This window comes from Streptomyces sp. HSG2 (genome assembly GCF_016598575.1).
GTDB lineage: Bacteria > Actinomycetota > Actinomycetes > Streptomycetales > Streptomycetaceae > Streptomyces.
This window is the reverse complement of sequence record NZ_CP066801.1, coordinates 2,365,302-2,391,414: the sequence shown is the minus strand read 5'-3', so window position 1 is coordinate 2,391,414 and position 26,113 is coordinate 2,365,302. Positions and strand designations below refer to the sequence as shown.

The following is a 26,113-nucleotide window of genomic DNA, read 5'->3' as shown; positions in this document are numbered from 1 at the left end:
ATCATTCACGGCCGACTCAGCCGCTGACCTGCACGAACGGTACGGATGCCGCCTCGTCGGCCTTGGCGGCTTTCACCGTGGTTCCCCGCTGTTTCCCGCTCGGTCTGGTGCGCTTGTGGTGCGCGGCTGGCGACTGATCGGGATCTCGTAGACGATCTCGCAGAGTGCGGCGGACACGACGATGTCCGCGGTCTCCACGGGCCGCCCCTGGTCGCTGTAGTACGTCCGCCGGATGTGCGTGACGAGCGCGCCCTTCTGGACGCCCAGGAGTGAGGCCTCCTCGGCGGTCGCCTGCCTCGGTTCCGGCTGCTCCACGGCGTGGCTGACGGTGATGCCGATCTCCGCCATGCGGTTCACGACGCCCGCTCCGGCGTGCGGCCCTCCCTCGGGGAGGACGACGAGTGTGCCGGCGGTGAGGTCGTACGGCTCCCAGCTCGTCGACAGCTGAACCGGCCTGCCGTTGGCGAGGAACTCGTACGCCGTCCGCACGCACAGCTCTCCTTCGGAGACACCGAGACGCGTGGCGATCTCCGCCGGTGCCGGAACCTTGGCCTCGGTCCGGCTCTCCCAGTCGCCCTGCCTGCCCACGGCCTTCATGTCCGCCCGGAACGGGGAGCCGCTGAGCTGCTCGCGCGCCGATGACCGGACCATCCGCACGCGCTGGCTTGGCTCGGCGACGTAGGTGCCGGAACCGGCGCGGCCTTCGAGCACACCCTGGGAGATCAGCAACTCCTGCGCCCGGCGGACCACGTTGTCGCCGACGCCGTACTCCTGGCCGATCTGGGCGCGGGAGGGAAGCCGGTCCCCCGGCTCCCACTCGTGCTCCGCGATCCGCAACCGTAGCTCGTCGGCGATGCGGAGATAGGGCGGTTGCTCAGGCATATGGAAAATCTAGTCCACTAGCTCTAATCTAGTTAACTAGCTTCACTCAAAGTGATCGCCGCTAACCGGAGGGCTGCCCTGTGCCTGCTTCCAAGGCGCGCGCGGAGGCCATCGCAGCCCGGTTATCGGCTGTCGGGCTCGCCACGCGTGTGGAGGAGCGCGACGACTGCACGGCCATTGAGGCGGAGGTGCCGGAACCACTCTCCGCCGAGTCATGGCGGGAGGTCCTGGAAGCGGTGGCCGATGCCGACCGCTTCGGCCTCCTCGCCACCAGTTCGAACGACCGCACCCTCTGGGCGGTCGTACGCAAACGGTCCCCGCAACGGGCGATGTCGGGGGACCGGGGCATCAGCGATAGGAGCTGAACACCGTGCTCAATCGTATCCGCCGTACCGCCTCGCGCCTCAGGGAGCGGTACCTCCACAAGGGTCGGCACCGCCGCTCCGAAACGCCTGCGCGACCGGTGGCCGTGCCCCCGGAAGTCGCTTACGGCGCAGTGCTATTCCTGCGTCGGCACCGCGAGCACACGGGCGTTTTCGTGGGGGAGGAAACGGCGCTCGTCCGCCCGTACGTACTGGCCAGTGAGGCACGAGCACGGCACCGCTCGGTGGCCGTGAGCCGCGCTCCCCTCGCCGGTCCTAGGTACGCCTCGGCGGGTGACCGCTGATGCCTTCCCGCCAACAGCCCCACACCTCCCAACCGGGGCCCGATTCCTACCGGTCGACTTCTTGCCGCATCGGCACACACCATGCCTGCGCGGAGTCGTCCCCGGTCACCGCACCGGTCGATGTGCCGGTGATCTATGAAGCCTGCGCCTGCTCGTGCCACACCACCGCCGAGTGCCCAGTACCGACGGAGGCGGCACGGTGAGGGGGCCGGCACTCAGCGGCGCGGTGCTCTCCCCTGTCGAGATCACCTCGACCAGCGTGCAGCTCGGCGACGTCATCCAGGTCGGGGGCCAGCAGTGCCGGGTGACCGACCTCTTCCAACTGCCCGGCGGAGCCAAACGACTCGTGTTCGACTCCGGCGAGTTGCTGACCATCCACACCGGGACCCGGCTCGTCGCCCTGCGGCTCGTGCGAGTGAGAGGCGGTGATCCCGCCCGTGCCCTCGCGACGCGACGCTATCGCCGATGACCTCCGGGAGCGGATCGTCACCGGTCGACTCAAGCCCGGCGAACGCCTGCCTTCTGAGGCGCATTTGGCCGCGCAGTACATGGTCAGCACGCCGACGCTGCGGAATGCCCTCGCCGTACTCCAGGCGGAAGGCCTCATCGAGAAGGCCCACGGCAAGGGGAACTTCGTCCGCCGTCCGCTGCACAGGATCACGTACGTCGGCGGGAGACGAACCCTGGACGTGCACAGCATGGATCTTGCCCCCCTGAGCGTCACCGTCCACACCACCAGGGTGCGGGCCCGCGGGCATCTTGCGGCCCTGCTGAAGATGCCGACCGGCAGTCCTCTGACTGAGATCCTCTGTCTCGGCCATGAGGACGAGAGACCTCACAGCCTGGCGCGCATCTACGTCCCCTGCGACCTGGCGCCGGCCACCATGCTCCGCGAGCCACTCCCGTACGAGGCGGTGGTGACGCGACTGACGGAACTCCGCCCGCCGCCGGCCGAGGTCCGGGAGGAGATCAGCGTTCGCCTCCCGACACCGGAGGAGGCATCCACTCTCCGGATCAGCTCTGCCCTGGCAGTCCTCGCCGTCACACGCCAGACGGCCGACACCGCTGGACGCGTGGTCGAGGCGGCCCTCCTGGTGCTGCCGGGAGACCGCACCGACGCGGTGTTCACCACTCACTACGTGATCGACGAGAGGTCGGCGAAAACATGACGACGTCAAACGAACTGCGGCTCTTCCCCTGGACGGGGCCCGACGGCAAGCCGTGCTTTCTCAGCACCGATGACAACGGCGGCTACATGTCCCGCCTGGCCGACAACATCGAGTCAGTACAACTCGGCACGGCAACCGAACTACTGGACCAAGCGATCGACATGCTCGTCGCCGACACGGCCCCGGACGACATGCGGCTCCTGGCGAAGAACCTGACCGGAGCCCTGAGGGACACACTCCGCGTGGCGACCAGCCGAGGCCACCGATTGGAGGGGCCTTGACCCCGAATCCTGGACACGGGCTATGCGGCTTGAGCCAGCGTAGTTGATGTTGCGGCGAGTGCCGTCTCGTAGGCGATCGGGCTGCGTTGTCCGAGTCGTGAGTGGCGGCGTCGGGTGTTGTAGCGGTTCAGCCATCGGAAGGCGTCGAGCCGGGCTTCGCGCTCGCTGGACCAGCTCTTGCGGCCTTGGAGGGTTTCCCGCTTGAACGTCGCGTTGAAGGACTCGGCCAGCGCGTTGTCCGCCGAGCTGCCGACCGCGCTCATGGACTGGCGGACACCGGCCTTCGCGCAGGCGTGGGCGAAGGCCCGACTGGTGTATTGCGCCCCGTGGTCGCTGTGCATGACGGCCCCCGCGAGGCTGCCGCGGGTCCGTATCGCCGCGTCCAGGGCATCGGTGACGAGCTCGGTCCGCATGTGATCGGCCAGCGCCCATCCGGCCAGGCGGCGCGAGGCGAGGTCGATGACCGTGGCGAGATAGAGGAACTTCCCACCTTCCAGCGGGAGATACGTAATATCGCCGGCATACCTGGTGTTCGGCTCCGTGGCGGTGAAGTCCCGGCCGATCAGGTCGGGCGCCTTCGCGGCGGCCGGGTCCGGGACCGTGGTGCGGTGTCTGCGGCGCAGGCGCGTCCCGGCGATACCGGCAGTGCGCATGAGGCGGGCGACGCGCTTGTGGTTGACGCGCTCACCGTCCTCGCGGAGCTCGGCGGTGATCCTGGGGACACCGTAGGTGCCGTCCGACTCCCGGTGGACGGTTTGGATCCGTGCGGCGAGCTGGGCGTCGGCCGCCCGGCGGGCCGCCCGGTCCGGTGCGGTCCGGCGCCAGTAGTAGAAGCTGGAGCGGGCGATGCCCAGGACCTGGCACAACCGCTTCACGCCGTATCGGCGCTGGTGGTCGCAGACGAACTGGAAGCGGTTCACCAGCGCGTCTCCCCGGCGAAATACTTCGCGGCCTTCCGCAGGAGCTCGCGTTCCTCCTCCAGCTCGCGGATCTTCTTCCGCGCGGCGGCGAGCTCTGCCTGAAGCGAAGACTCCGGCACCGCCGGACCCTCCGGGCGGCGGCCACGGGGACGGGCGGCACCGGCCGCCCGGATCCAGTTCCTCAGCGTCTCCGGGTTGACCCCCAGATCAGCGGCGACCGACTTGATCGTCGCCCCGGGCCGCGACTCGTACAACGCGACCGCGTCCGCCTTGAACTCAGGCGGGTAGTGCTTCATGACCACGGGACATCCGTTCTCCTGGACCTTCAAGATCCAAGTGTCTCGGGTGTCCAGGATCCGGGGTCAAGGCCCGAGAGCCGGTCTACTGGTCACCGGCCTCGCTGACCAGCGGGCCCGAGGAAGCCCACAGCTCTGACCAGTTCAGATGCCGTGGGCTTCTGTCAATTGTCGGTCGGCGTCGGCTGACCTTGTCCTACGATTCTCCCAGCGACTTGGGTCCCATGGTCGAGACCACAAGTGAATCCGGCACGGCCTTTCGCGCTACGAGTAAGTCACGACCACGATCGATATGGCGATCCCAAGAAGAACGCCTATGCCAAGCCAACGCCACCGTCCCACCCAATCGGGCAGGATCACCGGCGGGGGTGGGGTAACCCTTTCCTCCACGCGCCTCGCAATCTCAGCGAGCGACATGGTCACCTGCTCTAGCTTGCTTGTCTGAGGGTTGTGTCCTTTCAAGTTTCCAACCCGGTGCGTTGCTTCGCTGAGCTCGCTCAGACTGCCCTCCAACCGGGTGGCAACTCTGTGCAGATTGTTTCCTCCCTGGGGGTCGAGAAGCCCTTCCAGGCGCCTGACCATGTGGTCGAGCTTGTCAAAGTCGAGCTTCTTGGAGGTGCGGGATAGCTGTTCCGCGGCGTGACTCAGTTGGTGGGCGACGTCTTCGTTGATGCTCTTGCTTGCATGACCGAGTAGGCCAGCGACGTCTTCGTTGATACTCCGGGAAGCGCGCGAGATCTGGTCGGCGACGTCCTCGTTGATACTCCTGGCGGCCAAGGAGATCTGGCTTGCCGTTTCAGGGGAGATGACGCCATCTCGCAGGGCCTGTTCGAGCATCTGGGACAGCCCGGGCGCGATCCTCCCAATCTTTGTCAGCGTGACCCGGGTCTGTGGGTCGATCTCGTGATGAATGTTGATGTCACCGTGATGGTCACGGCCGACAAAAGCCCCGTCGCCGTAGTTGATCTGGACATGGCGCTGTTCCGGAGGCGCCGCGTCGTCGGTGGTCATCGGCCGTCTCGGGTGTTGATGTTGATGTCGCCGTAGTGGTCGCTACCGATAAAGGGCCCAGAACCGTGGTTGTGCTGTGAGCCGATGTTGACCGTCTTCGTCGGTGCCGTTGCCTTGAGTTCCTCGATGTCAGCACGGGCGTCGGGGTGAGCCTTGAGAAAGGCAGCAAACAGTTCGGTCCAGGCGTCTGTGACAGTGCGCTCATTGACTTCATGCCGAGCCAGGGCTGTTGCGTGCTCGTTCAGCACCTGTAGGGCAGCGGTCTCCTCTTGAGGGTTGCCACCGCGACGGAAGATGGCCGAAATCCGGGTGCGCAAAGCGTCGGCCTGACCTTGGAGCAGGTAGGAGAGGACTCCACTGGCAGCTCCTGTACTCACGGCCATGACTGCTTCTTGGTACATGGAACGGTTCCCCCTTCGGCTGGCGGGTGGCGCGCCCGTGCGGTCGGTGCTGTCTGGTTCGGGTCGTTTCCCATGTCAGAACTGACTGACTGTACTGGCCATGCCACAGCAAAGGACCGGCAATGTGGGGGCTGACCGAAAACCGCTGCTGAAGGCGTGTTCACAGCACAGTAATCACCCATACTGCTTTGCCCTTTTCGTCCCGAAGTGACATCGGTAGGCGTAGCGTCTTCGGAGGTCGTGCCGTTCACTTGCGCCGATGGTGCGCAGACGTCCGCGCTCGACCGGCGTTGTCACGCAGTTAAACATTCACCCGATGCCTGGATCACCCGCACGTCAGTTTAGTTCTCCGGGCTTAGGCATGGCTCGTCCAGTGTCGCAGATCCGGATGGGTGACCTGCGGGTGCCGACTGCCACACCTGTCAGTGGTGGTCGTCGCCGGTCGCCTTCGAGCGCCCTCGGACGGCCCAGAGACGGCCCAGAGACGGCCCAGCGGCTGCTGCTTGACCACCCATCCCTCCTGCCGCACGAGTCTCCTAGGAACATGAATGCCTGGCCCAGCCGCTCCTTCGCCTCCGGTCAACGGTCCATGAAGCGTCTGCAGCGATGTGCTCACCGAACAACAGCGTCAGAAAGATGGCACATACTGCAAAATTGGTCACATAGGCAGCTTTTGTGCAGACGCATGCCCTCACTGTCATGCATTGCTAACAACCTGTCGAAGGTTGATCAAGTCGGTAGCCGACGAATTGAGACCTCCAGGTGAGCCGGTGGGTAAGCGTCCGATGACCGATGCTCACTTCATCAACCGGCTTGTTGACTGGATCGTGAATCGCCCCGGCATTAGTGAGACCCAGAGAGACGTAATCGTGGCCGATCTGGAATATCTGGGTCGCCGCCTAGACGCCTTCGCTGACGCCGGAAACAAGGGAGCACACGCCGACGTCACTAAATATGAGGCATCTCGGTACATCACTGGAACTTACCTGTTTTTGGGAGATGTGCTAAAGTTTCAAGAGGAGCCGTCGGTCGGGGAGCGCGAAGGCGCTTAGGCTGGCAGAGCCTCAACGACATTCATCAGGAGTTGCGCGAGATGCTGGGGAATCCTTCTGGTGGCTATACCACCGATCTTCTCATCGAACATCGCCGAGAAATCGCCGATCTCTTGCAGCGGATCAAAAATCGCCGCCTGCAGGTCTTCGGTCTTTACGCCACTCCAATCTTCTTAATTGTGACCCTCCTCGCTTGGGCTGGTGTCAAGGTCTTCATCTGGCTGCATGGAGATACCCCAACTGCGGTCAATGGAATATTTGCTGCTGTTGCACTCATCCTAGCAACAGCCTCGGTGATCCAGGGAATTGCTGAGTTCGGAGTCGGGAGTCCATGGGCGGACTCTGAGACTCCCGTCAGGAAATTGCGGCTCGAACTTGCCTTGGCTGAGGAGCGGCACGTCCTTGAGGCGCGACGACATACTCCGCCTGTTACGGACCGGCAGGCATCCTATAAGGAGATAATCCCTTGGGAGATTGCCCGGTTGCGTAAAGAGTCGCGCCATTACCGACGCCTGCACCTGCTGATGCAATGGCTTCTCTTCATTAGTTCGGCGGCGATCACCGGCGTCACCGCTTGGTATGATCCGCCACAACCGGCAAAGGGTGTTCTGATTGGGCTAGGCGCTACGGTCACAGTAATCACCGCTGCTGCTGGCTACTTCAAGCCCCGTGAAAGGGCCTTCAATCTGCAGCAGACAGCTGACAGTATTGAGCAGCACACCACTGCCCTTGAACTAGGCATCGCCCCCTATGCTGCGGCCGACGAGGAAGAGAATCTTAGAACTTATGCCACCACTGTAGAAGGGCTGCGTGCGGAGCAACGCATGAGAGAACAGCAGCTTGATCAGCCACAGCAGGGACAGCAACAAGTCATCTAGCCAACGCTGCGAGATCCATGCGTGAAATTTGGGTAGCCGCCCACGGCTGCGGGTATTCACGCGGTCGGCGGAGCGGCTTTGGGCTGGAGCTGCTTTGGGGCGAGTGATCATGGCCCCGTAAGCTTCCGGCGCGTCGGGCAGTCTGTGGACCTGCCCGCTAAAGCACGACGTTGGGGCCATGATCTTAGAGGCTCGCCCCAAAGTGGCTGCCTAAAGCCCAAGGCCGTGAAGTTAGGGTTCGGGAGCCGACGTCAAGATGTCGATGCTGATGGTGGCCTTGTACGTGTGGCGGTCGACTTTGATGCTCTTGTAGGCGTATCGGGACAAGGGCCGTTTGACCGCGCGGGGGCCGAGGCGGATTCGCCGGGCGGGCATGAGAGTGCCCAGGACCGCGTGCCCGATCGCGCCGACGAGGTCGATGACGGTGTCGGCGATCACGCCTTGAGCCTGGACGATCTGGTCACGGGCGGTGTTCAGGGCGATGGAGAAGCTGCATCGGTCGGGATCGGCGCCGGATGCCTGGGCAGCGTCGGCTATGGCGATCCGGATCACCTGGTAGGCGGTCAGGAGAGCGTAGATCTCCTGGGCGATGCCGGGCCAGGTCCGAGAGCGCAGGACGCGTCGGCCGAGCATCGATTTCTTGATCTCGAAGTAGGCCGATTCCACTTCCCAGCGCTCGTGATAGAGCCTGACCAGGTCGAATGCCGGGTGGGTGCGATGGTCAAGGAGCGTGGTGGCCAGCCGGTAGGCGCCGGTGCGGCGGCCCGCGCTGGTGGCGATGGTGATCTCGCAGATGATGACGCGGACCTCGATGTCACCGATCCTGGACAGGAACGAGCCGTCCGCAAAGACGGCCAGGACGGGCGGCTTGCGTCCCGAGGAGAGACGGGCGAGGAAGTCCGCTCCGGCGCCGGCGACGGTCGTCAGGAACGGATTGGAGGAGAATCCCCGGTCCAGCAGGACGATCATGTCGTTGGTCAGGGAGCGTGCCAGGCGGCGGCCCAGGACGGACTCGCCGGGCTTGCGGGGCCCGAAGACCGCGTCGATGACCGCGCGGGTGCCGCAGGCGACCAGGGCCACCAGCATGACCTGCGGGTATCCCGAGGCGGCGGTGTACTGGTTGGACCCCTTGCCCAGCTTGGCGCGGACCGCTTCGTCGTCGGCGACGTCCAGGTGGGTACCGTCGATCGCGACGACGAGCAGGCCCTTCCAGCGTGCTCCGGTCGTACGGATCGCGGAGACGGGTCCGCGCAGGACGTCGAACAGGGCTCGCATCGGGCGCACGCCGAGCCGGCAGCGGGCGTGCCACAGCGCGGTCGCGGTCACTTTCACCAGGGGCAGCCCCACCAGGGCGCCGGTGAGCTTGCGCCATACCTCGCGATAGCCGCAGTCCTCGAACAGGGCTGCGGCCAGCAGCAGGTAGACGATGACCCGCGCGGGCAGTTTCCGCAGCCGTTGCTGGACCGTTCCGCACTCGACAAGCACGGCATCGACCAGCTCGAACGGAACGATCCGGGTCAACTCACCTAAGTGACCCGGGGCATAGAGTCCTTCGGCCACCTTGACGACACGCGTGATGGCAGACTGTCCGGACAGCGGAGCCTCCGGTGAGTGAACGGTTGTCTTGGTCGACTGCCAGTTCTACCGGGGCTCCGCTTCTTGCGTCTCCCGAACCCGCAGATCACAGCCCTATCGACAACCCAGCCCGGACCGTAACTTCACGGCCTTGGCCTAAAGCCGTGGAGCCGACCGCCCCAGCCACAGAGGGTTTCTCCCACCTTCATGCCCGCAGACGCCGGCGCGCCGCCGGGCGCGGTCAGCCGGGGCGCAGACAGGAGGCAGGCCGCGCCGCAGAGGCGGCGCGCGCCCGCGCCGTGCGCGGGCTCTTGATGGAGTAGGGAAAGTCTTATCCCGCTGAGATGAGCTGCTTGCCGTCGTGGCTTCGTACGTGGGGGCCGTTGCCGTCCAAGGCGTCCAGGAGTCTGATGGCGAAGACCTCGGCCATGCGCTCGCTGACTTCGTCGGGTGTGAGCCAGGAGACGGCTGTCGACTCGTCAGAGGTGCGTTCGGTGCCGCCGGAGGGTTTGCAGCGGAAGACCAGGGCCACGATGCCGCGGGTCGTGTTCTTGTAGACGCCGGTGAGTTCGTCCACCTCGACGTGGATACCGGTCTCCTCCCAGACCTCGCGGGCTACGCCAGCCTCGGGGGTCTCGTCTAGTTCGAGCACGCCGCCGGGGAGCTCCCATGCGCCGTTGTCGGCTCGGCGGATCGCCAGGAGGCGCCCGTCCTCGCGCACCACGACTCCGGCAACGGATACGGAGTGCAGGGGTGAGGCCGTTGCTTCCTGTGATTGACTCATGTACAGGAGCATAGGAGGCAGAGAAGGGCTATGGGAACTGCGGTAGAGGGGGGCAGGTCGGGGCCTCGGTATGTGCAGATCGCCGATGAGATCGTGCGGCAGATCCGGGCCGGTGTGCTCAAGCCTGGTGACATGGTGCCGAGTGAATCGGAGCTGGTGGAGCGTTACGGCGTCTCGGGCGGCACGATCCGTAAGGCCATGGTCGAGGTGCGGGCGAGCGGGCTCGTCGAGACCCGGCACGGCAAGGGCTCGATCGTGAAGGACCGGCCGCCGGTGCGGCACCGCTCCTCGGATCGCTTCCGGCGCTCCCTTCGGCAGGGTGGCAAGGCTGCGTATCTCGCGGAGTCGGCGCAGTCCGGTGCCACGGCGAAAGTGAGCGTCCTCTACATCGGGCCCCTGGAGGCCCCCAAGGATGCCGCCCGGCGGCTCGGCGTACCCGTCGGCACTCAGGTGCTCGCGCGCCGGCGTCTCTACTTCCGCAACGGCACCCCGGTCGAGACCGCCACCTCGTACCTCCCGTGGGATGTCGTCAAGGAGATCCCGGAACTGTTCGCCGAGAATCCCGGCGGTGGTGGCATCTATGCCCGACTCGAGGACCACGGGCATGAGTTCGCCGAGTTCGTCGAGACGCTGCAAGCGCGTCCGGCGACCAAGGCGGAGGCGTCCGAGCTGGCGCTCAGCCCTGGTGCGCCGGTGGTTCACCTGGTTCGGGAGGCTCGCACGACTGCGGGGCTCGTGGTCGAGGTCTGTGACACGCTCATGGCCGCTGACCAGTTCGTTTTCGAGTATCGGATCCCCGCCGCCGACTGACGCCCGCTCAACTCCTCGCAACCCGTCGCGACTTCGTAGCCGCGGCGGGTTGACTCATGTATAGGAGTCAGGCACTCTTCTTCCCATCACTCATGTACATGAGTGGCGGAGTTCGACATCTATAGAGGAGTGATCTGCTGTGCGTCAGATTCCCGTGGAGACGTCCGGTGCCACCGTGATGGTCGCCAAGGCCCCGCAGCCCAAGGTCCGTGACCGCCGTACCGGTGAGATCGCCACCGACATGGAGACCGGCGTCAAGCTGATGACGGTCGACGTGATGTTCGCGGCGAACGACGAGGTGGAGATCCTTTCCATCACTGTTCCGGAGACCGGTTTCTCCGGTGATCTGGCCATGGGTACCCCGGTCGCGCTCACCGGCCTGGTCGCGCGGCCGTGGGAGAACGAGTTCAACGGCCAGAAGCGGCACGGGATTGCCTTCCGCGCGGTCGCCGTCACGTCGCTGGTCGACGTCGACTCGGCCTCGAAGGCGGCCTGAGCCATGACGTGGCCCACGGTCTTACTGCTGGTGGTCGTCGCCGCTGCGGGTCTCCTGCGGTGGCGGCGCCCCGCCTGGTACTGGCTGACCTTCGGGGTCACCCTCGCTGTCCTGCGGGTCCTGGTCCGGTACGGCTCGGTCATGGACGCCTGCGGCCTGACGGTTCCGCCCTCGCGCTGGCGTCTGGCGCTGGCCCGGATGACCAACCGCCCGGCGCCGGAGTCCCGCGCGCCGCGCATCCTGCGGGTGCGGCCCACCGGTACCGGACTGGTCCTGCGGCTCAAGCTCCGGCCCGGACAGGACGCCTTCGACGTCGCTGCCGCCTCGGACCGGTTGCGCCACTCCTTCGGGATGTACGGCGTCACTTCCCGTGAGCTGCGCTCGGGCGTCGTCGAGATCCGGATGACCGGCTACGACGTACTCAAGCAGGTGCAGATGCCTGCCAAGACCGACGCTCGCCCGATGCGGGTTCCGGTGGCGCTGCGGGAGGACGGTTCGGTCCACTACCGCGATTACCGTGCCGTCCCGCACGGTCTGACCCTCGGTGCGACGGAGTCCGGCAAGTCGGTCTATCAGCGCAACCTCGTCGCCGGCCTCGCCGCGCAGAACGTTGCCCTCGTTGGCATCGACTGCAAGCAAGGGGTGGAGCTGTTCCCGCTGGCGCGCCGGTTCTCCGCGCTCGCCGACAACCCCGATACCGCGTTGGAACTGCTGGAGGCGCTGGTGTCCCACATGGGGGACGTGTATCAGCTCATCCGGGCAGAGCAGCGCGTCAGCGTCGCCGTGCCGGATGCGGAGATTGCCGCCGACATCTGGGACCTGCCGGAAGGCCTGCGGCCGGTGCCGGTCGTGGTCCTGGTCGACGAGGTCGCCGAACTCGCTCTCTTCGCGAGCAAGGAGGAGGAGAAGCGGCGGGACCGGATCATCACCGCCCTGGTCCGCCTCGCCCAGCTCGGCCGCGCGGCCGGCATCTATCTGGAGATCTGTGGGCAGCGTTTCGGCTCGGAACTCGGCAAGGGCATCACGATGCTGCGCGCCCAGCTCACCGGCCGTACCGCCCACCGTGTCAACGACGAGACCTCGGCGAACATGGCCTTCGGCGACATCGCCCCGGATGCGGTCCTTGCCGCGATCCAGATTCCCGCTGAGACGCGCGGGCTCGCCATCGCCGGTGACTCCACCGGCGGTTGGCACCGCATCCGCGCCCCGCACACCTCGCTACGGCACGCCGTGAACACCTGCAACAAGCACGCCGACCGCACCCCGGAACTCCCGGCCCTGGCCGAGTTCCGGCCCCCGGTCGCCGCATTGCCCTCGGCCCGTGTGCCGCTGTCCAAGACAGCCCCCGCCACGGCCTGAAGTCACACCCCACGGTCGGCGCGACCGCCCTTCGCGCCGGGTCCCTACCCCCGCCAGGCCCGATCACAGGAGGAGCCTTCATGACCCGCTCCGCCCTCCGCGTGGACGCCGTACTTGTTCAGGCCGTCATCGCCGGGGCACTGTCCTTCGCCCACCTTCACGACCTCGCCGCCGCCGCTGGACAGGACGGTTGGAAGGCCTGGGCCTATCCGGTCTCCGTAGACCTGCTCCTCGTCGCCGCCTGGCGACGGCTGCGTACGGATGGGCCGTCCCGGCTGGCCTGGTGCTGGTTCCTGATCGCCCTCGTCGCCTCGCTCGGCGCGAACGTCGCCACCGCCGGACTCCTCGACCTGGACGCCGTCCCGGCCTGGCTGCGCATCCTCGTCGCCGCATGGCCGGCACTGGCCTTCATGGGCGGCACTCTCCTCGCCCACTCGTCCGCGGACCACACCTCGGCTTCGCCGGACCCTGCTCCGGTGCCGGTCCCCGTGCCCGAGGTGGAACCCGAACCGGCTTCCGCTGCTGAGCCGGAACCGGCCCCAGTTGACTCCGCCGACGCTGCCCCGCCCCTCCCGCCCGTCCACTCCGTTCCGGTTCCGGCCGCGCTGGTGGACCACGCCCGCAAGGTCGCCGACGACCACGAGCAGCGGACCGGCGCACGCATCGACACCGACACCCTGCGCGCCCGCCTCGGCGTCCCGCCGCACCTGGCCGACGCCATCGCCGCCCAGCTCACCTGACCCGACAGGAGACATGCCGTGCTCATCGACCCGGCCGACCTGACCGCCGCCGACCACCTTGACGCCACCCGCGAGATGACCGCCGCGAACCGGCCCTACCTGGCCCACCTGCTCGCCGAGGAGGCCGCCCGCCTCACCGCCGACCCGGCCACCGCCGCCGCGATCCGCGCCACCTTCCCCGCCCCGGACCCGACCCGAACGGAGACCGACTGACATGCCCGCCCGCGACTTCTTCCACTCCGTGATGCGGATCGGCCCGGTGCAGATCGGCACCCACCGCGACCGCAACGGCCACACCAAGCACGCCGCCGTGTGCAGCGCGGACGGCTGCGGCTGGTCCGCCGACTACTCCAGCCAGTCCGCCGCCCAGCTCGCCGCCCGCACCCACCGCTGCCGCGTCCGCTAGGAGGCCACCCGTCATGGACGTCCCGCTCTGGCTCGCCCTGATCGTCGTCGGCTGGCTCGGCGTCAAGCTCGTCCGCCCGCCCTGGTGGCTCATCGCCGTGCTCCTCCTCGGCGGCTTCCTCCTCGCCGACAGCGTGTTCGCCCCGCTCATCGACACCGCCGTCAAGTAAGGAGATCCGCTGATGTTCCGGCCCAAGCTCCCGACCATGCCTCAGCCCACCGGCACGGTCACCCCGCCCACCGTCGTCGAACCGACCACGATCACCCCCGGCACTTCCACCCCGCCGGCCACCGTCCCGGTTCCGTCCCGGCCCACGGTCCAGCTCACCCCCGGCGCGGCGCTCGCCCTCGTCGGCGGCGGTACGGCCGTCGTCCTGGTCGTCGGCACCGTCTTGGTCTCCATGCTCCTGGCCGTCGCCATCACGGGCGCCTCGGTCGCCGTCTGCGCCCTGGTGATCCGCTCGCTCGTCAACGCCGACGCCAAGCGTCGCTGACCGGCTCCCGGGCGGCTTCGATACCGCCAAGCATCCGCCGCCCGGGAGCCGCCCCTGTCCGATCTGTCAACCGGAAGGAAGCACCCAGCATGGCGCATCGCGCCTCACTCGCGCCTGAGCCTCTGCTCGACCCGGTCGTCCTCGGCGATTTGCTGCGGGTGGCCTCGGCCGACGACTACACCCGATGGGAAGACCAGATCCGCCGTACCGGCGGCTGCTCCGACCCCATCCACCTCACCGGCTGGACGCTCCACAAGGACAAGACCACCGGCGAGACCCTGCATCACTACACCACCGCCGACGAACCCGGCGGACGCCTCCGCCTCGCCTGCGGCAACCGCCGTGCCTCCCGCTGCCCGGCCTGCGCCTGGACCTACGCGGGCGACACCTACCACCTCATCCGCGCCGGCCTCGCCGGTGACGACCACCGTGATGTCCCCACCACCGTCCGGGATCACCCGCGCGTCTTCGCCACGCTCACCGCGCCCTCGTTCGGTCCGGTCCACAACCGGCCCGATCACGGCGTCTGCCGCTGCGGCACCCGCCACGCTCCCGACGCACCCGAACTGGGAACCGCCCTCGACCCGACGACGTACGACTATGCGGGCGCCGTCCTCTTCAACAACCACGCCGGGCAGCTCTGGCAGCGCTTCACCACTCGGCTGCGCCGCGAACTCGCCGCCCGCGGCGGCCTTCCCCGCCGGGAACTCGCCGATCACGTCCGCCTCTCGTACGGCAAGGTCGCCGAGTTCCAGAAGCGCGGTGCCCTGCACTTCCATGCCGTGATCCGGTTGGACGGGCCGGAGGGTCCCGGAACACCGCCGCCCGCGTGGGCCACGGTCGGTGTCCTCGCCGATGCGATCGGTGCGGCTGCGGCGCACTCCTACACGTCGGTCTCGGTTCCGGCCGTCGGGGACCAGCCGGTCCGGTCGTTCCGTTGGGGCACACAGCTCGACGTCCGGCAGGTGAAGGCCTTCGGGGACGGTTCCGACATCACCGAACAGGCCGTCGCCTCGTACGTCGCCAAGTACTCCACCAAGGCCGCGGAGAACACCGGCACCCTCGACCGCCGTATCGGGGAGATCTCCGAGCTCGATCACCACGGCGTGCCCGACCACACCCGCCGCCTGATCATCGCCTGCCGCGACCTCGACCCGCTGTATCCGGACAGGCGGCTGTGGGCCTGGGCTCACATGCTCGGCTTCCGCGGCCACTTCTCCTCGAAGTCCCGCCACTACTCCACCACCCTCGGCGCACTCCGCCAGGCACGCGCCGACTACCGCGCCGCACAGGACGCCGGGGCCCTCGGCCTGGACGACCGCGAGCCGGACACGGTCCTCGTCCTGGCGGACTGGCAGTACGCCGGACACGGCCACACCCCCGGTGAATCCGCCCTCGCCGCCACCATCGCCCGGGACATCCGGCTCAACCGCGAGACCGCCCGCGAAGCGCTACGCGACCAAGCCGGGGCCGAGGGGGAGTGGTGACCATGGAGCGACTCCTCTCCGTGGACCAGGTCGCCGAACGCCTCGGCACCGGCGTCCGCTTCGCGCGGCGGCTCATCGAGGAGCGACGCATCCGGTACGTGAAGGTCGGCCGGCACGTCCGCATTCCCGAGAGCGCCGTTCGCGACTACCTCGCCGCCCACACCGTGGAACCGGTGAGGCTCCGCCGTGCCGGACTGCGGAGGGCTGCCTGATGGCCAACAAGAAGGGCAGGCGCCGGCGCTTCGGTGCGGTGCGGCAGTACCGGTCCGGCCGGTGGACGGCTTCATACCTCGGGCCCGACGGTGAGCGCATCCGCGCGGACGAGACCTTCGAGACCAAGAAGGGCGCCGAGATCTGGCTGTCCCAGGTCGAGGCGGACCTCAGCCGCGGGGACTGGCGCGCTCCTGATACCGGGGCCGTCGACTTCGGTGTCTACGCCGAGAAGTGGGTCGAGGAGCGGGAGTTGGCCGTTCGGACCGAGGACCTGTACCGGCACCTGCTGCGCCTGTACATCCTCCCGGCGTTCGGCGGGCTCGACCTGGACGAGATCACGGCTCCGCGCGTGCGTGAGTGGCGCGCCGAACGGCTCCGGGCCACCCGTGCCAAGACCACCGTCGCCAAGGCGTACCGCCTTCTCAAGGGCATCCTCGAGACGGCCGTCGACGACGACCTGATCACGCGCAACCCATGCCGGATCAAGGGGGCGGGCAAGGAGTCGGCGGCGGAACGGCGCATCGCCACCGTCGCCCAGGTCGACGCGCTCGCCGACGCGATCGGCATCCGCTGGCGGCTCATGGTCTACCTCGGCGCCTACGGTCCGTTGCGGCCGGAGGAGCTGGCCGGCCTCCGCCGTCGGGACGTCGACGTCGACAGCCTCGTGATCCGCGTGCGGGTCGCCGAGCCGGAGCGGACCAACGGCAAGCGGGCCCCCGGCCCGACCAAGTCCGACGCGGGTGCCCGTGTGGTCGTCCTCCCGCCCTTCCTCCGGAAGGAGGTGAAGCGGCACCTCGACTGGTTCGCCGAGAAGGGCCCGGACGGGTTGGTCTTCGTGGGGGAGAAGGGCGCGGCCTTCCGGCGCACCTCGTTCGGGCGGAAGTGGCGGCGGGCCCGTGAGGTCGCCGGTCTCCCGGACGGCTTCCGCTTCTACGACCTCCGCCACACCGGACACACCCTGTCGACCCGCTCGGGTGCCACCCTCCGGGACACGATGGTGCGCGCCGGACAGTCCTCCGAGAAGGCGGCGCTGATCTATCAGCACTCCGACGAGGACCGGCAGCAGGAGGTCGCCGCCGGACTGGACGACCTCGTGCGCGCCGAGCGTGCGAAGCACCACACCGACAACCGTGCGCACCACAGCGAGGAGCCGTCGGCGGGCTAATGGTGCGGTTGTGGTGCGCCACCCGCTCACTGGTCTGGACAACAAAGAACCCCCGGGTCACTGACCTGGGGGTTTCGCATGGAGCGGGTGACGAGAATCGAACTCGCGCTCTCAGCTTGGGAAGCTGATGTTCTACCATTAAACTACACCCGCGAGGGGAACGACCACCACAAGCGGCGATCACCTCCGATTGCGGTCCCACTCTACCCCATCCGTCGGGCTCGCCGTCCACCCTCGGTCGGCGTCTCCGCCCGTGTGGGCGATACCGCTGCGGCGGGGGGAAGTTGGGGCGTAGCGTGGGCTCCTGGGGGTCGCTCGGGCGACGTCGCGCGGTTGGTTGAGCCGACCGGCCACACTCCCACCCCCGGAGCGGAGCGCCGCCCGAGGGGTCGCTCCTTTCGTCCCGTAGTGTGGCTTTCGCCGCCCGCCAGGCGGTGGCGGAAAGCGGCTAGTGGGGAAGGAATCCAGGGGACTTGATGCAGCGCACGGTCGTCCGCTGTGCCGATGGGCACATGTTCAGCACCTCGTCGTTCCCGATGCGGCAGGCAGGGCGCCTCGGGCCCGGGCGGCTCATCCGCTGCCCTCGGTGCGCTCGGCTGCGCAGCGCGGTACCGGTTGCCGGGCAGCGCGGCTAGAGACGTGAGGCGAGCCCTGGCGACGGGGCTCGCCGTACTCGTGGAGCCGGACGGGGACCGCGTCGGGCCCCGGGCGGCCGGAAGGGCTCCCCCGCGAAACTCCGCCCCCGGGTCCCGCGAGCCCCGCACCCACCCGCTCGCTCCGCGGAGGCTCCCCTTCACGGGCGCCGAAGGGCGGGTGGGGTGACGGCCGTCCCGCCGGGCTTGCGTATCCTCGGGGCGTGCTTCTCTCAGACAAGGACATCCGAGCCGAGATCGACGCCGGGCGCGTGCGGATCGATCCCTACGACGACTCCATGGTGCAGCCGTCGAGCATCGACGTGCGTCTCGACCGGTACTTCCGGGTGTTCGAGAACCACCGGTACCCCCACATCGACCCGTCCGTCGAACAGGCCGACCTCACGCGGTTGGTGGAGCCCGAGGGCGACGAGCCGTTCATCCTGCATCCCGGCGAGTTCGTCCTCGCCGGCACCTACGAGGTCATCACGCTTCCCGACGACCTGGCCTCGCGGCTGGAGGGCAAGAGCTCGCTCGGCAGGTTGGGGCTGGTCACGCACTCGACCGCGGGGTTCATCGATCCCGGCTTCTCGGGGCATGTGACGCTCGAACTCAGCAACCTCGCCACGCTCCCGATCAAGCTGTGGCCCGGGATGAAGATCGGACAGCTCTGCATGTTCCGGCTCAGCTCTCCCGCGGAGGCTCCCTACGGCAGCGAGCGCTACGGATCGCGCTACCAGGGACAGCGGGGGCCGACGGCCTCGCGCTCGTTCATGGCGTTCCACCGCACGCGGGTCTGACCCGCCGGCGGCGGTGTCGGCGGGCCTCCTGAACGGCCAAGGGAGCCGACGATCGGCCCCCGCCGCGGCGTCGCGGCCCGCATCGGGGCACGCCGTTCGGCGGTGCCGGGAAGGCGAGCGGGCCGCCGGGTGCGCGAGCGCTTCGGGGCCGGGCCCGCCGCGCACACGACCCCGGCCCACGCGGAGGGGGAATCGGCGGTCCAGCTTCCCGCTCCGACGCCGACCCCGGTCAGAACGTTCCGAGCTTCACGATCGAGAGCAGGGCGATCAGCTGGATCGCCGACGCTCCCAGGGCCTTCGGCCAGGGGAGGTCGTGAGAACGGCGGACCATCAGCGTCAGCAGGACCCCCGCACCGACCCAGGTGACCCAGCCGAGGACCTGGACGAACGTCGCGTCGCCGCCCAGGAACATGGCGAAGACCAGCCGGGGGGCGTCGGTGACGGACATGATCAGCATCGAGAGCCCGACCGTCGGCTGCCAGGCCCCGTCACCGCCCAGCTGGCGGGCCAGCGTGTGGGTGACGGCTCCGAGCACGGCCGCGCTCAGCACCATCGCCACGGCGGTCGTCAGGACGATCGGAATGGCGTTCGACAGGGTGGCGCTGATCGCGTCCTCGCGGGCGCCGTCGAAACCGAAGACCGCCAGCAGTCCGTAGAGGAAGGTCACGACGAGCGCGGGGCCCCAGACGGCGTAGTCGCGCATCCGGAGGAAGGTGCTGTCGGGGGAGAGCACGATCCCCCGCAGCAGCTCCTTCCAGTGCAACCGAGGGCCGACGGGGCCGGTCGGCGCGGCGCCTGCCCGGTAGGTGTCGCCCTGGGAGTAGGGGTCCTCGCCGAGTGCGAACGCCTGGGTGTGGCCGGGCTGGTCCGCCGCGTACGGATCGTGCGCGCCGGCGCCGTGCGGACCGCCCGGGGGCCGGGCGCCGAAGTACTCGGGCTCGCCGTGGCCCTCCCCCGGCCCGCCGCCCGCCGCGTGCGGCCAGGCCGGACCGTCTCCATAGGGCTGCCGCTGCGGGGAACCATCCCGCGCCGCGGGGTGCCCGTACGACGGTCCCTGCGGCGTCTGCCGTCCCCGCGGGGGGTGTTGGGGGCGCGCCTGAGGAGCGCCGTCGTCCCTGCCGCGTCCGATCCTGAATCCAGCCACGTCTTCGAACGTACCCTCTCCGGCTGTACGGCGTGTCACTCCCCACCTGCCGGAACCGGTTTTGCTGCCGACCTGTGACATCCCCCACGGGACTGCCGCCGACCCTCGTGGGTGCGGCGCACCGCCGGGTGCACGCCCCCACGGATCTCGGCCCCGGGGACGACCTCGCCCCCGGTCGCGGGGCGATCCGGGGGCGGGTGGGCCGGGGGCCTCGGCCGCCGGACGGCGGGGAGGCGGTGGGGGGCTACTTCACCGGTTCGGGCCGCGGTTCGCCGTCGGCCGCCGCGCCGTCCGGGTCCACCGGGGTCCTGACGGACTCCAGCAACAGCTGGGCGACATCGACGACCTGGACGGATTCCTTCGCCGTGCCGTCGTTCTTCTTGCCGTTGACGGAGTCGGTCAGCATCACGAGGCAGAAGGGACAGGCCGTCGACACGATGTCGGGGTTCAACGAGAGGGCCTCGTCGACGCGTTCGTTGTTGACGCGCTTGCCGATCCGCTCCTCCATCCACATCCGGGCCCCGCCGGCGCCGCAGCAGAAGCCGCGTTCCTTGTGACGGTGCATCTCCTCGTTGCGAATGCCGGGGACCTTGCCGATGATCTCGCGGGGAGGGGTGTAGATCTTGTTGTGACGGCCGAGGTAGCAGGGGTCGTGGTAGGTGATGATCCCCTCGACCGGGGTGACGGGGGTGAGTCTGCCCTCGTCCACCAGGTGTTGCAGCAGCTGGGTGTGGTGGATGACCTCGTAGTCACCGCCGAGCTGAGGGTATTCGTTGCCCAGGGTGTTGAGGCAGTGGGGGCAGGTGGCGACGATCCGCTTGGCCGACTTGGGCTTTCGCGTCTGTGGCGTGACCTTGCCGTCGTCGTCCAGCTCCTCGCCGAAGGCGGTGTTGAGCGACATGACGTTCTCCATGCCGAGTTCCTGGAACAGCGGCTCGTTGCCGAGTCGCCGCGCCGAGTCGCCCGTGCACTTCTCGTCTCCGCCCATGATGGCGAATTTCACGCCCGCCATGTGGAGGAGTTCCGCGAAGGCCTTGGTGGTCTTCTTGGCCCGGTCCTCCAGGGCGCCCGCGCAGCCGACCCAGTACAGGTAGTCGACCTCGGTGAGGTCCTCGATGTCCCTGCCGACCACGGGTACCTCGAAGTCGACCTCCTTGAGCCACTCCAGGCGCTGCTTCTTGGCCAGGCCCCAGGGGTTGCCCTTCTTCTCCAGGTTCTTGAGCATCGTGCCGGCCTCCGAGGGGAAGCTGGACTCGATCATGACCTGGTAGCGACGCATGTCGACGATGTGGTCGACGTGCTCGATGTCCACCGGGCACTGCTCGACGCAGGCGCCGCAGGTGGTGCAGGACCACAGGACGTCTGGGTCGATGACACCGTTCTCCTCGGCCGTGCCGATCAGCGGGCGCTCGGCCTCGGCAAGCGCGGCGGCGGGGACGGTCGCCAACTGTTCCTCGGTGCCCCGCTCCTCGCCCTCCGCCGTCTTGCCGCCGCCGGCGAGCAGGTACGGGGCCTTGGCGTGCGCGTGGTCCCTGAGGGACATGATCAGCAGCTTGGGCGAGAGCGGCTTGCCGGTGTTCCAGGCCGGGCACTGGGACTGGCACCGGCCGCACTCGGTGCAGGTGGAGAAGTCCAGCAGCCCCTTCCAGGAGAACTGTTCGACCTGGGAGACGCCGAAGACGTCGTCCTCGCCGGGGTCGGCGAAGTCGATCGGCTCGCCGCCGGAGGTCATGGGCTGAAGGGCTCCGAGAGCCGTCCCACCCGTGGCGTCGCGCTTGAACCAGATGTTCGGGAAGGCGAGGAAGCGGTGCCAGGCGACGCCCATGTTGATGTTGAGCGAGACCGTGATCATCCAGACCATGGTCGTGCCCAGCTTGATCATGGCGAACAGGTAGACGAGGTTCTGCAGCGCGGTCACGCTCAGCCCGTCGAAGGCCAGCACCAGCGGGTACGAGGCGAAGTACGCGGCCTCGTAGTGGTCCACCTGGTGGATCGCGCCCTCCAGGCCACGCAGCACGTAGATGGCGAGGCCGATGGTGAGGATGACGTACTCGACGAAGTACGCCTGACCCATCTTCGAGCCCGCGAAGCGGGACTTGCGGCCCGGCCGGGACGGCAGGCTCAGCAGGCGGATCACGATCAGCGCGGCGATGCCCAGCGTCGTCATCGCCCCGATGAACTCGATGTACATCTCGTAGGGGAGGAAGCCGCCGAGGATCGGGAGCGTCCAATCCGCCTGGAACAACTGCCCGTAGGCGTTGACGATCGTCGGAGGCAGCGTCAGGAACCCGATCGCCACGAACCAGTGGGCGACGCCCACCACTCCCCAACGGTTCATCCGGGTGTGCCCGAGGAACTCCCGTACCAGTGTCACGCTGCGCTGGTAGGGGTTGTCGGTCCGGGTGCCGGCGGGGACGGGCTGACCGAGCCGGAAGTACCTGACGAACTGGCCGACGGCGCGCGCGAGCAGCGCCACGCCGACCGCGGTCAGCACCAGCGACACGATGATCGCGGCGAGTTGCATGGGGGCTCCTCGGGCCTGCGAGATGCGATTACTGATCGGTAACTTAGGCGGTCCGTACGACACTACCCGGATCTCCCGCCGCACTGTAGCCAGGGTCGCGGTGATCTGTGTCGCTGAGGTCACCCTGACCGCTGGGGCGGACGGGGGAAGCGCGTCCGGGCCGGGCGCGCCGCTCGTAGCATTGAGTGATATTCGCCCTATTTTAGGGCGGTGCTCTACGGAATCATCGCTCTCGCCTCCTTTGTCCTCGCCGCGCTCTCCGCCGCCCCGGTGCGGGCCGCGGCCCTCCGCTTGGGGGTCGTGGCGCGTCGGGGCAGGCGAACGACCCCGCTCGGCGGCGCCGGGGTGGCGCTGACGACCGGGGTGGTGATCGGCGTGGCGCACGGCACCGGGCTGATGCCCCTGGGGCCGCGCGCGACGGCCGTGGCCCTCGCGGGCGGCGCGGTGGCGGTGCTGGGGCTGGCCGCCGACGCGGGGTGGATCCGCAGGCGTTGGCCGGTGGCCGGGACCGCCGTCGCCGCCGCGTGGGCGATCCCCTACGAGGCCATGGGTTGGGCGACCGGGGCGGTGGCGGTCTGCTGGATCACCTTCGTGGCCACCGCGTTCCTGGGGTTGGACCACGCGGAGGGGCTGGCGGGGGCGGTGGGTCTGGCGACCGCCGTAGGGGTCGCGTTGTGCGCGTGGTCGGATCCGGGCACGGGGTTCGCGGCGCTGATGGTGGCGATGGCCGCGGCGCTGCTCGGTCTGCTGTCGCGCGACCGTCCCCCGACACGACTGGGCCTGGGAGCGTGCGGAGCCCTGTCCGCGGGTTTCGTCTCGGCCGCCGGCGCCGTCTCGGTCGGTGTCGGGCACGGCCCGGCGAGCGCCGCGGGGGTGCTCTTCTCGCTCGCCGCTCTCGCCGTGGCCGACGTCGTGTTCGTCGCCCTCACCCGACACCGAGCCGGGCGCCCGCTGTTGCGGTCCGGCCCGGACCACCTCGCGCACCGACTGCGCCGACTCGGCTGCACGACACGGGGCACAGTGGTGCTGCTCGGCACGGGAGCCCTCTCGGGGGTGGCCGTCGCGGTGGCGGTGCACGCGGGCGTGGCCGGCGGGTCCGCGGCGCTCTGGGTGGCGGGCGGCGCGGCGGCGGTGGTCCTCGCGCTGCTGCCGCCGAGGCGAGCCGACGGACGTCGCCCCCGCGTGACGCCCCGCCAGCGGGTCGGCTCCCAGGACGCGCCCACGTTTCCGGTCCGCCAGGTCCGGCGCCATGGGACATCGCAGGTCAGCACACCCTTGCGCGTGAAGAACGGATAAGAATTGAGCCTCCTTGACTCAGGTCTGTTGACCGAGTCGGACCCGTGGTGCACACTTGAGCCTGTTGCACTCAAGTCAGCTGGAGGAACCAACCATGGCACGTGCGGTCGGCATCGACCTGGGCACGACAAACTCCGTCGTCAGCGTTCTGGAGGGCGGCGAGCCCACCGTCATCACCAACGCCGAGGGCGCCAGGACCACGCCGTCCGTCGTCGCCTTCGCCAAGAACGGCGAAGTCCTCGTGGGCGAGGTGGCCAAGCGCCAGGCGGTCACCAACGTGGACCGGACCATCCGCTCGGTCAAGCGCCACATGGGCACCGACTGGAAGATCGAGCTCGACGGGAAGCCCTTCAACCCGCAGCAGATCAGCGCCTTCGTCCTGCAGAAGCTGAAGCGGGACGCCGAGGCGTACCTGGGCGAGAAGGTGACCGACGCGGTCATCACCGTCCCCGCGTACTTCAACGACGCCGAGCGGCAGTCCACCAAGGAGGCCGGCGAGATCGCGGGCCTGAACGTGCTGCGGATCGTCAACGAGCCGACCGCCGCCGCCCTCGCCTACGGCCTCGACAAGGACGACCAGACGATCCTGGTCTTCGACCTCGGTGGCGGCACGTTCGACGTCTCGCTGCTGGAGATCGGCGACGGGGTCGTCGAGGTGAAGGCGACCAACGGGGACAACCACCTCGGTGGTGACGACTGGGACCAGCGCGTTGTCGACTACCTGGTCAAGCAGTTCCAGTCAGGCCACGGCGTGGACCTCAGCAAGGACAAGATGGCCCTCCAGCGGCTGCGCGAGGCCGCCGAGAAGGCGAAGATCGAGCTGTCCTCGTCCACCGAGACGTCGATCAACCTCCCGTACATCACGGCGTCCGCCGAGGGTCCGCTGCACCTGGACGAGAAGCTCACCCGGGCCCAGTTCCAGCAGCTCACCGCCGACCTGCTGGAGCGCTGCAAGACGCCCTTCCACAACGTCATCAAGGACGCCGGGATCGAGCTGTCCGAGATCGACCACGTGGTGCTGGTCGGCGGCTCGACCCGCATGCCCGCCGTCGCCGAGCTCGTCAAGGAGCTGACCGGCGGCAAGGAGGCCAACAAGGGCGTGAACCCGGACGAGGTCGTGGCCATCGGTGCCTCGCTCCAGGCCGGCGTCCTCAAGGGCGAGGTCAAGGACGTCCTCCTGCTGGACGTCACCCCGCTGTCCCTCGGCATCGAGACCAAGGGCGGCATCATGACCAAGCTCATCGAGCGGAACACGACGATCCCGACCAAGCGGTCCGAGATCTTCACCACCGCCGAGGACAACCAGCCCTCCGTGCAGATCCAGGTCTACCAGGGCGAGCGCGAGATCGCGGCCTACAACAAGAAGCTCGGCATGTTCGAGCTGACCGGTCTGCCGCCCGCGCCGCGCGGCGTCCCCCAGATCGAGGTCTCCTTCGACATCGACGCCAACGGCATCATGCACGTCACGGCGAAGGACCTGGGCACCGGCAAGGAGCAGAAGATGACCGTCACCGGCGGCTCCTCGCTGCCGAAGGACGAGGTCGACCGGATGCGCCAGGAGGCCGAGAAGTACGCGGAGGAGGACCACGCCCGCCGCGAGGCCGCCGAGAGCCGCAACCAGGGCGAGCAGCTCGTCTACCAGACGGAGAAGTTCCTCAAGGACAACGAGGACAAGGTCCCCGCCGAGGTCAAGACCGAGGTCGAGGAAGCCGTCGGCGAGCTGAAGGAGAAGCTGAAGGGCGACGACTCGGCGGAGATCCGCACCGCCACGGAGAAGGTCGCCGCCGTCTCGCAGAAGCTGGGCCAGGCCATGTACGCCGACGCCCAGGCGACGCAGGCCGCGGGCGGGCCCGAGGGTGCCGCCGCCGGTGGCGCCAAGCCCGCCGACGACGACGTGGTCGACGCCGAGATCGTCGACGACGAGCGCAAGGACGGTGCCGCGTGACGGAGGAGACCCCGGGTTTCGACGAGAAGCCCGACGTCCCCTCCGGCGCCACCCCCGAAGACGCCGAGCCGACGGCCGCCGCCCCCTCCGCGGAGGCGGGGGCGGCCCCGGCCGGGGACGCGAGCCAGGAAGCGAGCCTGACGGCACAGCTGGACCGGACGCGCACCGCGCTGAGCGAGCGCACCGCCGATCTCCAGCGGCTCCAGGCCGAGTATCAGAACTACCGCCGCCGCGTCGAGCGGGACCGGGTCGCGGTCAAGGAGGTCGCCGTCGCGAACCTGCTGACCGAGCTGCTCCCGGTGCTCGACGACATCGGTCGGGCGCGGGAGCACGGCGAGGTGGTCGGCGGCTTCAAGTCGGTCGCCGAGTCGCTGGAGGGCGTCGCGGCCAAGATGGGCCTGCACCAGTTCGGCAAGGAGGGCGAGCCCTTCGACCCGACGGTCCACGAGGCACTGATGCACTCCTACGCCCCGGATGTCACCGAGACGACGTGCGTGGCGATCCTCCAGCCCGGATACCGCATCGGCGAACGCACCATCCGGCCCGCCCGGGTGGCGGTGGCCGAGCCCCAACCGGGCACGCAGGCGGCCACTCCGGCGGACGAGGAGACCGAGGCGCGCGCGGACTCCGCGGACGAGAAGGACAACGGTGGCCCGGACGAGGGCTGACGTCGACACCGAGGGGAAG

28 protein-coding genes, 1 tRNA gene and 1 pseudogene are annotated in these 26,113 nt (G+C 68.6%); 21 read left to right on the top strand and 9 right to left on the bottom strand.

The window, feature by feature from the left end:
• Positions 1-72 precede the first annotated feature (72 nt).
• Positions 73-882, bottom strand: a complete 810-nt coding sequence (locus JEK78_RS09955; protein ID WP_200263727.1) for a GntR family transcriptional regulator — start codon at positions 880-882, stop codon at positions 73-75.
• Positions 883-962: 80 nt separating this feature from the next.
• Between JEK78_RS09955 and JEK78_RS09950 the strand changes: the two are divergent.
• The 4 genes and pseudogenes from JEK78_RS09950 (at position 963) to JEK78_RS09935 (ending at position 2,999) form a co-directional block, all read left to right on the top strand.
• Positions 963-1,240, top strand: a pseudogene (locus tag JEK78_RS09950) (hypothetical protein).
• A 508-nt stretch (positions 1,241-1,748) separates the two neighbouring features.
• Entirely contained in the window at positions 1,749-2,018 is a 270-nt protein-coding gene (locus JEK78_RS09945; protein ID WP_200264082.1) for a hypothetical protein, read from the top strand.
• On the top strand, positions 1,987-2,718 hold the full coding sequence (locus JEK78_RS09940; protein WP_200263725.1) for a GntR family transcriptional regulator: 732 nt from the start codon (positions 1,987-1,989) through the stop codon (positions 2,716-2,718). Before JEK78_RS09945 ends, JEK78_RS09940 begins: the two co-directional genes overlap by 32 nt.
• On the top strand, positions 2,715-2,999 hold the full coding sequence (locus tag JEK78_RS09935; RefSeq protein WP_200263724.1) for a hypothetical protein: 285 nt from the start codon (positions 2,715-2,717) through the stop codon (positions 2,997-2,999). The genes JEK78_RS09940 and JEK78_RS09935 overlap by 4 nt, the downstream gene beginning before the upstream one ends.
• A gap of 20 nt (positions 3,000-3,019) precedes the next feature.
• Here JEK78_RS09935 and JEK78_RS09930 read toward each other — a convergent pair.
• The 3 genes from JEK78_RS09930 to JEK78_RS09920 form a co-directional block, all read right to left on the bottom strand.
• A protein-coding gene (locus JEK78_RS09930; RefSeq protein ID WP_200259843.1) for an IS3 family transposase occupies positions 3,020-4,221 on the bottom strand; the annotation gives its coding sequence in 2 pieces (ribosomal slippage) (positions 3,020-3,930 and positions 3,930-4,221; 1,203 coding nt in all).
• A 258-nt stretch (positions 4,222-4,479) separates the two neighbouring features.
• Positions 4,480-5,226 carry a hypothetical protein gene (locus tag JEK78_RS09925; RefSeq protein ID WP_200263723.1) on the bottom strand — a complete coding sequence of 249 codons (747 nt, stop codon included), beginning with the start codon at positions 5,224-5,226 and terminating at the stop codon, positions 4,480-4,482.
• The gene (locus JEK78_RS09920; protein ID WP_200263722.1) at positions 5,223-5,627 is read right to left on the bottom strand and encodes a hypothetical protein; all 405 of its coding nucleotides are present in this window, start codon (positions 5,625-5,627) and stop codon (positions 5,223-5,225) included. The genes JEK78_RS09925 and JEK78_RS09920 overlap by 4 nt, the downstream gene beginning before the upstream one ends.
• 725 nt (positions 5,628-6,352) lie before the next feature.
• Between JEK78_RS09920 and JEK78_RS09915 the strand changes: the two genes are divergently transcribed.
• Positions 6,353-6,679 (top strand): hypothetical protein, encoded by a 327-nt coding sequence (locus JEK78_RS09915; protein ID WP_200263721.1) that lies wholly within the window; start codon positions 6,353-6,355, stop codon positions 6,677-6,679.
• A 41-nt stretch (positions 6,680-6,720) separates the two neighbouring features.
• Positions 6,721-7,557: a DUF4231 domain-containing protein gene (locus tag JEK78_RS09910; RefSeq protein WP_242483388.1), complete on the top strand. Its 837-nt coding sequence runs from the start codon at positions 6,721-6,723 to the stop codon at positions 7,555-7,557.
• A 231-nt stretch (positions 7,558-7,788) separates the two neighbouring features.
• Here the strand turns inward: JEK78_RS09910 and JEK78_RS09905 are convergent, their stop codons facing one another.
• Both JEK78_RS09905 and JEK78_RS09900 read right to left on the bottom strand, forming a co-directional pair.
• The gene (locus JEK78_RS09905) at positions 7,789-9,078 is read right to left on the bottom strand and encodes an IS4 family transposase (RefSeq protein ID WP_242483248.1); all 1,290 of its coding nucleotides are present in this window, start codon (positions 9,076-9,078) and stop codon (positions 7,789-7,791) included.
• A 385-nt stretch (positions 9,079-9,463) separates the two neighbouring features.
• A complete protein-coding gene (locus tag JEK78_RS09900; RefSeq protein ID WP_200263719.1) occupies positions 9,464-9,928 on the bottom strand; it encodes an NUDIX domain-containing protein in 465 nt (154 codons plus the stop codon).
• A gap of 18 nt (positions 9,929-9,946) precedes the next feature.
• On the opposite strand from JEK78_RS09900, the gene JEK78_RS09895 reads away from it, so the two are divergent.
• The 11 genes from JEK78_RS09895 to JEK78_RS09845 all read left to right on the top strand — a co-directional run bounded on the left by JEK78_RS09895 (position 9,947) and on the right by JEK78_RS09845 (position 17,085).
• The gene (locus JEK78_RS09895; protein WP_200263718.1) at positions 9,947-10,726 is read left to right on the top strand and encodes a GntR family transcriptional regulator; all 780 of its coding nucleotides are present in this window, start codon (positions 9,947-9,949) and stop codon (positions 10,724-10,726) included.
• Between the two features lie 139 nt (positions 10,727-10,865).
• Positions 10,866-11,222, top strand: a complete 357-nt coding sequence (locus JEK78_RS09890) for a hypothetical protein (protein ID WP_200263717.1) — start codon at positions 10,866-10,868, stop codon at positions 11,220-11,222.
• A gap of 3 nt (positions 11,223-11,225) precedes the next feature.
• Positions 11,226-12,581: an FtsK/SpoIIIE domain-containing protein gene (locus tag JEK78_RS09885; protein ID WP_200263716.1), complete on the top strand. Its 1,356-nt coding sequence runs from the start codon at positions 11,226-11,228 to the stop codon at positions 12,579-12,581.
• Between the two features lie 80 nt (positions 12,582-12,661).
• Positions 12,662-13,321: a DUF2637 domain-containing protein gene (locus JEK78_RS09880; RefSeq protein WP_200263715.1), complete on the top strand. Its 660-nt coding sequence runs from the start codon at positions 12,662-12,664 to the stop codon at positions 13,319-13,321.
• A gap of 18 nt (positions 13,322-13,339) precedes the next feature.
• Complete coding sequence (locus JEK78_RS09875; RefSeq protein ID WP_200263714.1) at positions 13,340-13,534, top strand: hypothetical protein; 195 nt, start codon at positions 13,340-13,342, stop codon at positions 13,532-13,534.
• Position 13,535: 1 nt separating this feature from the next.
• Complete coding sequence (locus JEK78_RS09870) at positions 13,536-13,727, top strand: mobile element transfer protein (RefSeq protein WP_200263713.1); 192 nt, start codon at positions 13,536-13,538, stop codon at positions 13,725-13,727.
• A gap of 13 nt (positions 13,728-13,740) precedes the next feature.
• A complete protein-coding gene (locus JEK78_RS09865) occupies positions 13,741-13,896 on the top strand; it encodes a hypothetical protein (protein ID WP_200263712.1) in 156 nt (51 codons plus the stop codon).
• A gap of 12 nt (positions 13,897-13,908) precedes the next feature.
• A complete protein-coding gene (locus tag JEK78_RS09860) occupies positions 13,909-14,220 on the top strand; it encodes a SpdD-like protein (protein WP_200263711.1) in 312 nt (103 codons plus the stop codon).
• A gap of 89 nt (positions 14,221-14,309) precedes the next feature.
• Positions 14,310-15,707 carry a replication initiator protein RepSA gene (repSA, locus tag JEK78_RS09855; RefSeq protein ID WP_200263710.1) on the top strand — a complete coding sequence of 466 codons (1,398 nt, stop codon included), beginning with the start codon at positions 14,310-14,312 and terminating at the stop codon, positions 15,705-15,707.
• Positions 15,708-15,709: 2 nt separating this feature from the next.
• Positions 15,710-15,919: an excisionase family DNA-binding protein gene (locus JEK78_RS09850; protein WP_200264081.1), complete on the top strand. Its 210-nt coding sequence runs from the start codon at positions 15,710-15,712 to the stop codon at positions 15,917-15,919.
• Complete coding sequence (locus JEK78_RS09845; RefSeq protein ID WP_200263709.1) at positions 15,919-17,085, top strand: tyrosine-type recombinase/integrase; 1,167 nt, start codon at positions 15,919-15,921, stop codon at positions 17,083-17,085. The genes JEK78_RS09850 and JEK78_RS09845 overlap by 1 nt, the downstream gene beginning before the upstream one ends.
• A gap of 79 nt (positions 17,086-17,164) precedes the next feature.
• On the opposite strand, the gene JEK78_RS09840 is transcribed toward JEK78_RS09845, so the two are convergent.
• Positions 17,165-17,238: transfer RNA gene (locus JEK78_RS09840), tRNA-Gly, on the bottom strand.
• A 703-nt stretch (positions 17,239-17,941) separates the two neighbouring features.
• Between JEK78_RS09840 and dcd the strand changes: the two genes are divergently transcribed.
• Positions 17,942-18,517 (top strand): dCTP deaminase, encoded by a 576-nt coding sequence (gene dcd, locus JEK78_RS09835; protein ID WP_200263708.1) that lies wholly within the window; start codon positions 17,942-17,944, stop codon positions 18,515-18,517.
• A gap of 229 nt (positions 18,518-18,746) precedes the next feature.
• Here the strand turns inward: dcd and JEK78_RS09830 are convergent, their stop codons facing one another.
• Entirely contained in the window at positions 18,747-19,742 is a 996-nt protein-coding gene (locus tag JEK78_RS09830; RefSeq protein WP_200263707.1) for a Yip1 family protein, read from the bottom strand.
• A 163-nt stretch (positions 19,743-19,905) separates the two neighbouring features.
• Positions 19,906-22,185, bottom strand: a complete 2,280-nt coding sequence (locus tag JEK78_RS09825) for a (Fe-S)-binding protein (protein WP_200263706.1) — start codon at positions 22,183-22,185, stop codon at positions 19,906-19,908.
• A gap of 210 nt (positions 22,186-22,395) precedes the next feature.
• Here JEK78_RS09825 and JEK78_RS09820 point away from each other — a divergent pair, with 210 nt between their 5' ends.
• The 3 genes from JEK78_RS09820 (at position 22,396) to grpE (ending at position 26,094) form a co-directional block, all read left to right on the top strand.
• Positions 22,396-23,481 (top strand): undecaprenyl/decaprenyl-phosphate alpha-N-acetylglucosaminyl 1-phosphate transferase, encoded by a 1,086-nt coding sequence (locus JEK78_RS09820; RefSeq protein ID WP_200263705.1) that lies wholly within the window; start codon positions 22,396-22,398, stop codon positions 23,479-23,481.
• Between the two features lie 94 nt (positions 23,482-23,575).
• A complete protein-coding gene (gene dnaK, locus JEK78_RS09815; RefSeq protein ID WP_200263704.1) occupies positions 23,576-25,426 on the top strand; it encodes a molecular chaperone DnaK in 1,851 nt (616 codons plus the stop codon).
• Complete coding sequence (gene grpE, locus JEK78_RS09810; RefSeq protein WP_200263703.1) at positions 25,423-26,094, top strand: nucleotide exchange factor GrpE; 672 nt, start codon at positions 25,423-25,425, stop codon at positions 26,092-26,094. The genes dnaK and grpE overlap by 4 nt, the downstream gene beginning before the upstream one ends.
• The last annotated feature ends 19 nt before the right edge of the window (positions 26,095-26,113 follow it).

What these genes read in the sequence shown, in the direction of transcription:
- JEK78_RS09955 (WP_200263727.1), bottom strand. Translation starts at nt 882, where the DNA reads ATGCCTGAGCAACCGCCCTATCTCCGCATCGCCGACGAGCTACGGTTG.
- JEK78_RS09935 (WP_200263724.1), top strand. Translation starts at nt 2,715, where the DNA reads ATGACGACGTCAAACGAACTGCGGCTCTTCCCCTGGACGGGGCCCGAC.
- JEK78_RS09925 (WP_200263723.1), bottom strand. Translation starts at nt 5,226, where the DNA reads ATGACCACCGACGACGCGGCGCCTCCGGAACAGCGCCATGTCCAGATC.
- JEK78_RS09920 (WP_200263722.1), bottom strand. Translation starts at nt 5,627, where the DNA reads ATGTACCAAGAAGCAGTCATGGCCGTGAGTACAGGAGCTGCCAGTGGA.
- JEK78_RS09910 (WP_242483388.1), top strand. Translation starts at nt 6,721, where the DNA reads ATGCTGGGGAATCCTTCTGGTGGCTATACCACCGATCTTCTCATCGAA.
- JEK78_RS09900 (WP_200263719.1), bottom strand. Translation starts at nt 9,928, where the DNA reads ATGCTCCTGTACATGAGTCAATCACAGGAAGCAACGGCCTCACCCCTG.
- JEK78_RS09895 (WP_200263718.1), top strand. Translation starts at nt 9,947, where the DNA reads ATGGGAACTGCGGTAGAGGGGGGCAGGTCGGGGCCTCGGTATGTGCAG.
- JEK78_RS09885 (WP_200263716.1), top strand. Translation starts at nt 11,226, where the DNA reads ATGACGTGGCCCACGGTCTTACTGCTGGTGGTCGTCGCCGCTGCGGGT.
- JEK78_RS09880 (WP_200263715.1), top strand. Translation starts at nt 12,662, where the DNA reads ATGACCCGCTCCGCCCTCCGCGTGGACGCCGTACTTGTTCAGGCCGTC.
- JEK78_RS09870 (WP_200263713.1), top strand. Translation starts at nt 13,536, where the DNA reads ATGCCCGCCCGCGACTTCTTCCACTCCGTGATGCGGATCGGCCCGGTG.
- JEK78_RS09865 (WP_200263712.1), top strand. Translation starts at nt 13,741, where the DNA reads ATGGACGTCCCGCTCTGGCTCGCCCTGATCGTCGTCGGCTGGCTCGGC.
- JEK78_RS09860 (WP_200263711.1), top strand. Translation starts at nt 13,909, where the DNA reads ATGTTCCGGCCCAAGCTCCCGACCATGCCTCAGCCCACCGGCACGGTC.
- repSA (WP_200263710.1), top strand. Translation starts at nt 14,310, where the DNA reads ATGGCGCATCGCGCCTCACTCGCGCCTGAGCCTCTGCTCGACCCGGTC.
- JEK78_RS09850 (WP_200264081.1), top strand. Translation starts at nt 15,710, where the DNA reads ATGGAGCGACTCCTCTCCGTGGACCAGGTCGCCGAACGCCTCGGCACC.
- JEK78_RS09845 (WP_200263709.1), top strand. Translation starts at nt 15,919, where the DNA reads ATGGCCAACAAGAAGGGCAGGCGCCGGCGCTTCGGTGCGGTGCGGCAG.
- JEK78_RS09830 (WP_200263707.1), bottom strand. Translation starts at nt 19,742, where the DNA reads ATGTCACAGGTCGGCAGCAAAACCGGTTCCGGCAGGTGGGGAGTGACA.
- JEK78_RS09825 (WP_200263706.1), bottom strand. Translation starts at nt 22,185, where the DNA reads ATGCAACTCGCCGCGATCATCGTGTCGCTGGTGCTGACCGCGGTCGGC.
- dnaK (WP_200263704.1), top strand. Translation starts at nt 23,576, where the DNA reads ATGGCACGTGCGGTCGGCATCGACCTGGGCACGACAAACTCCGTCGTC.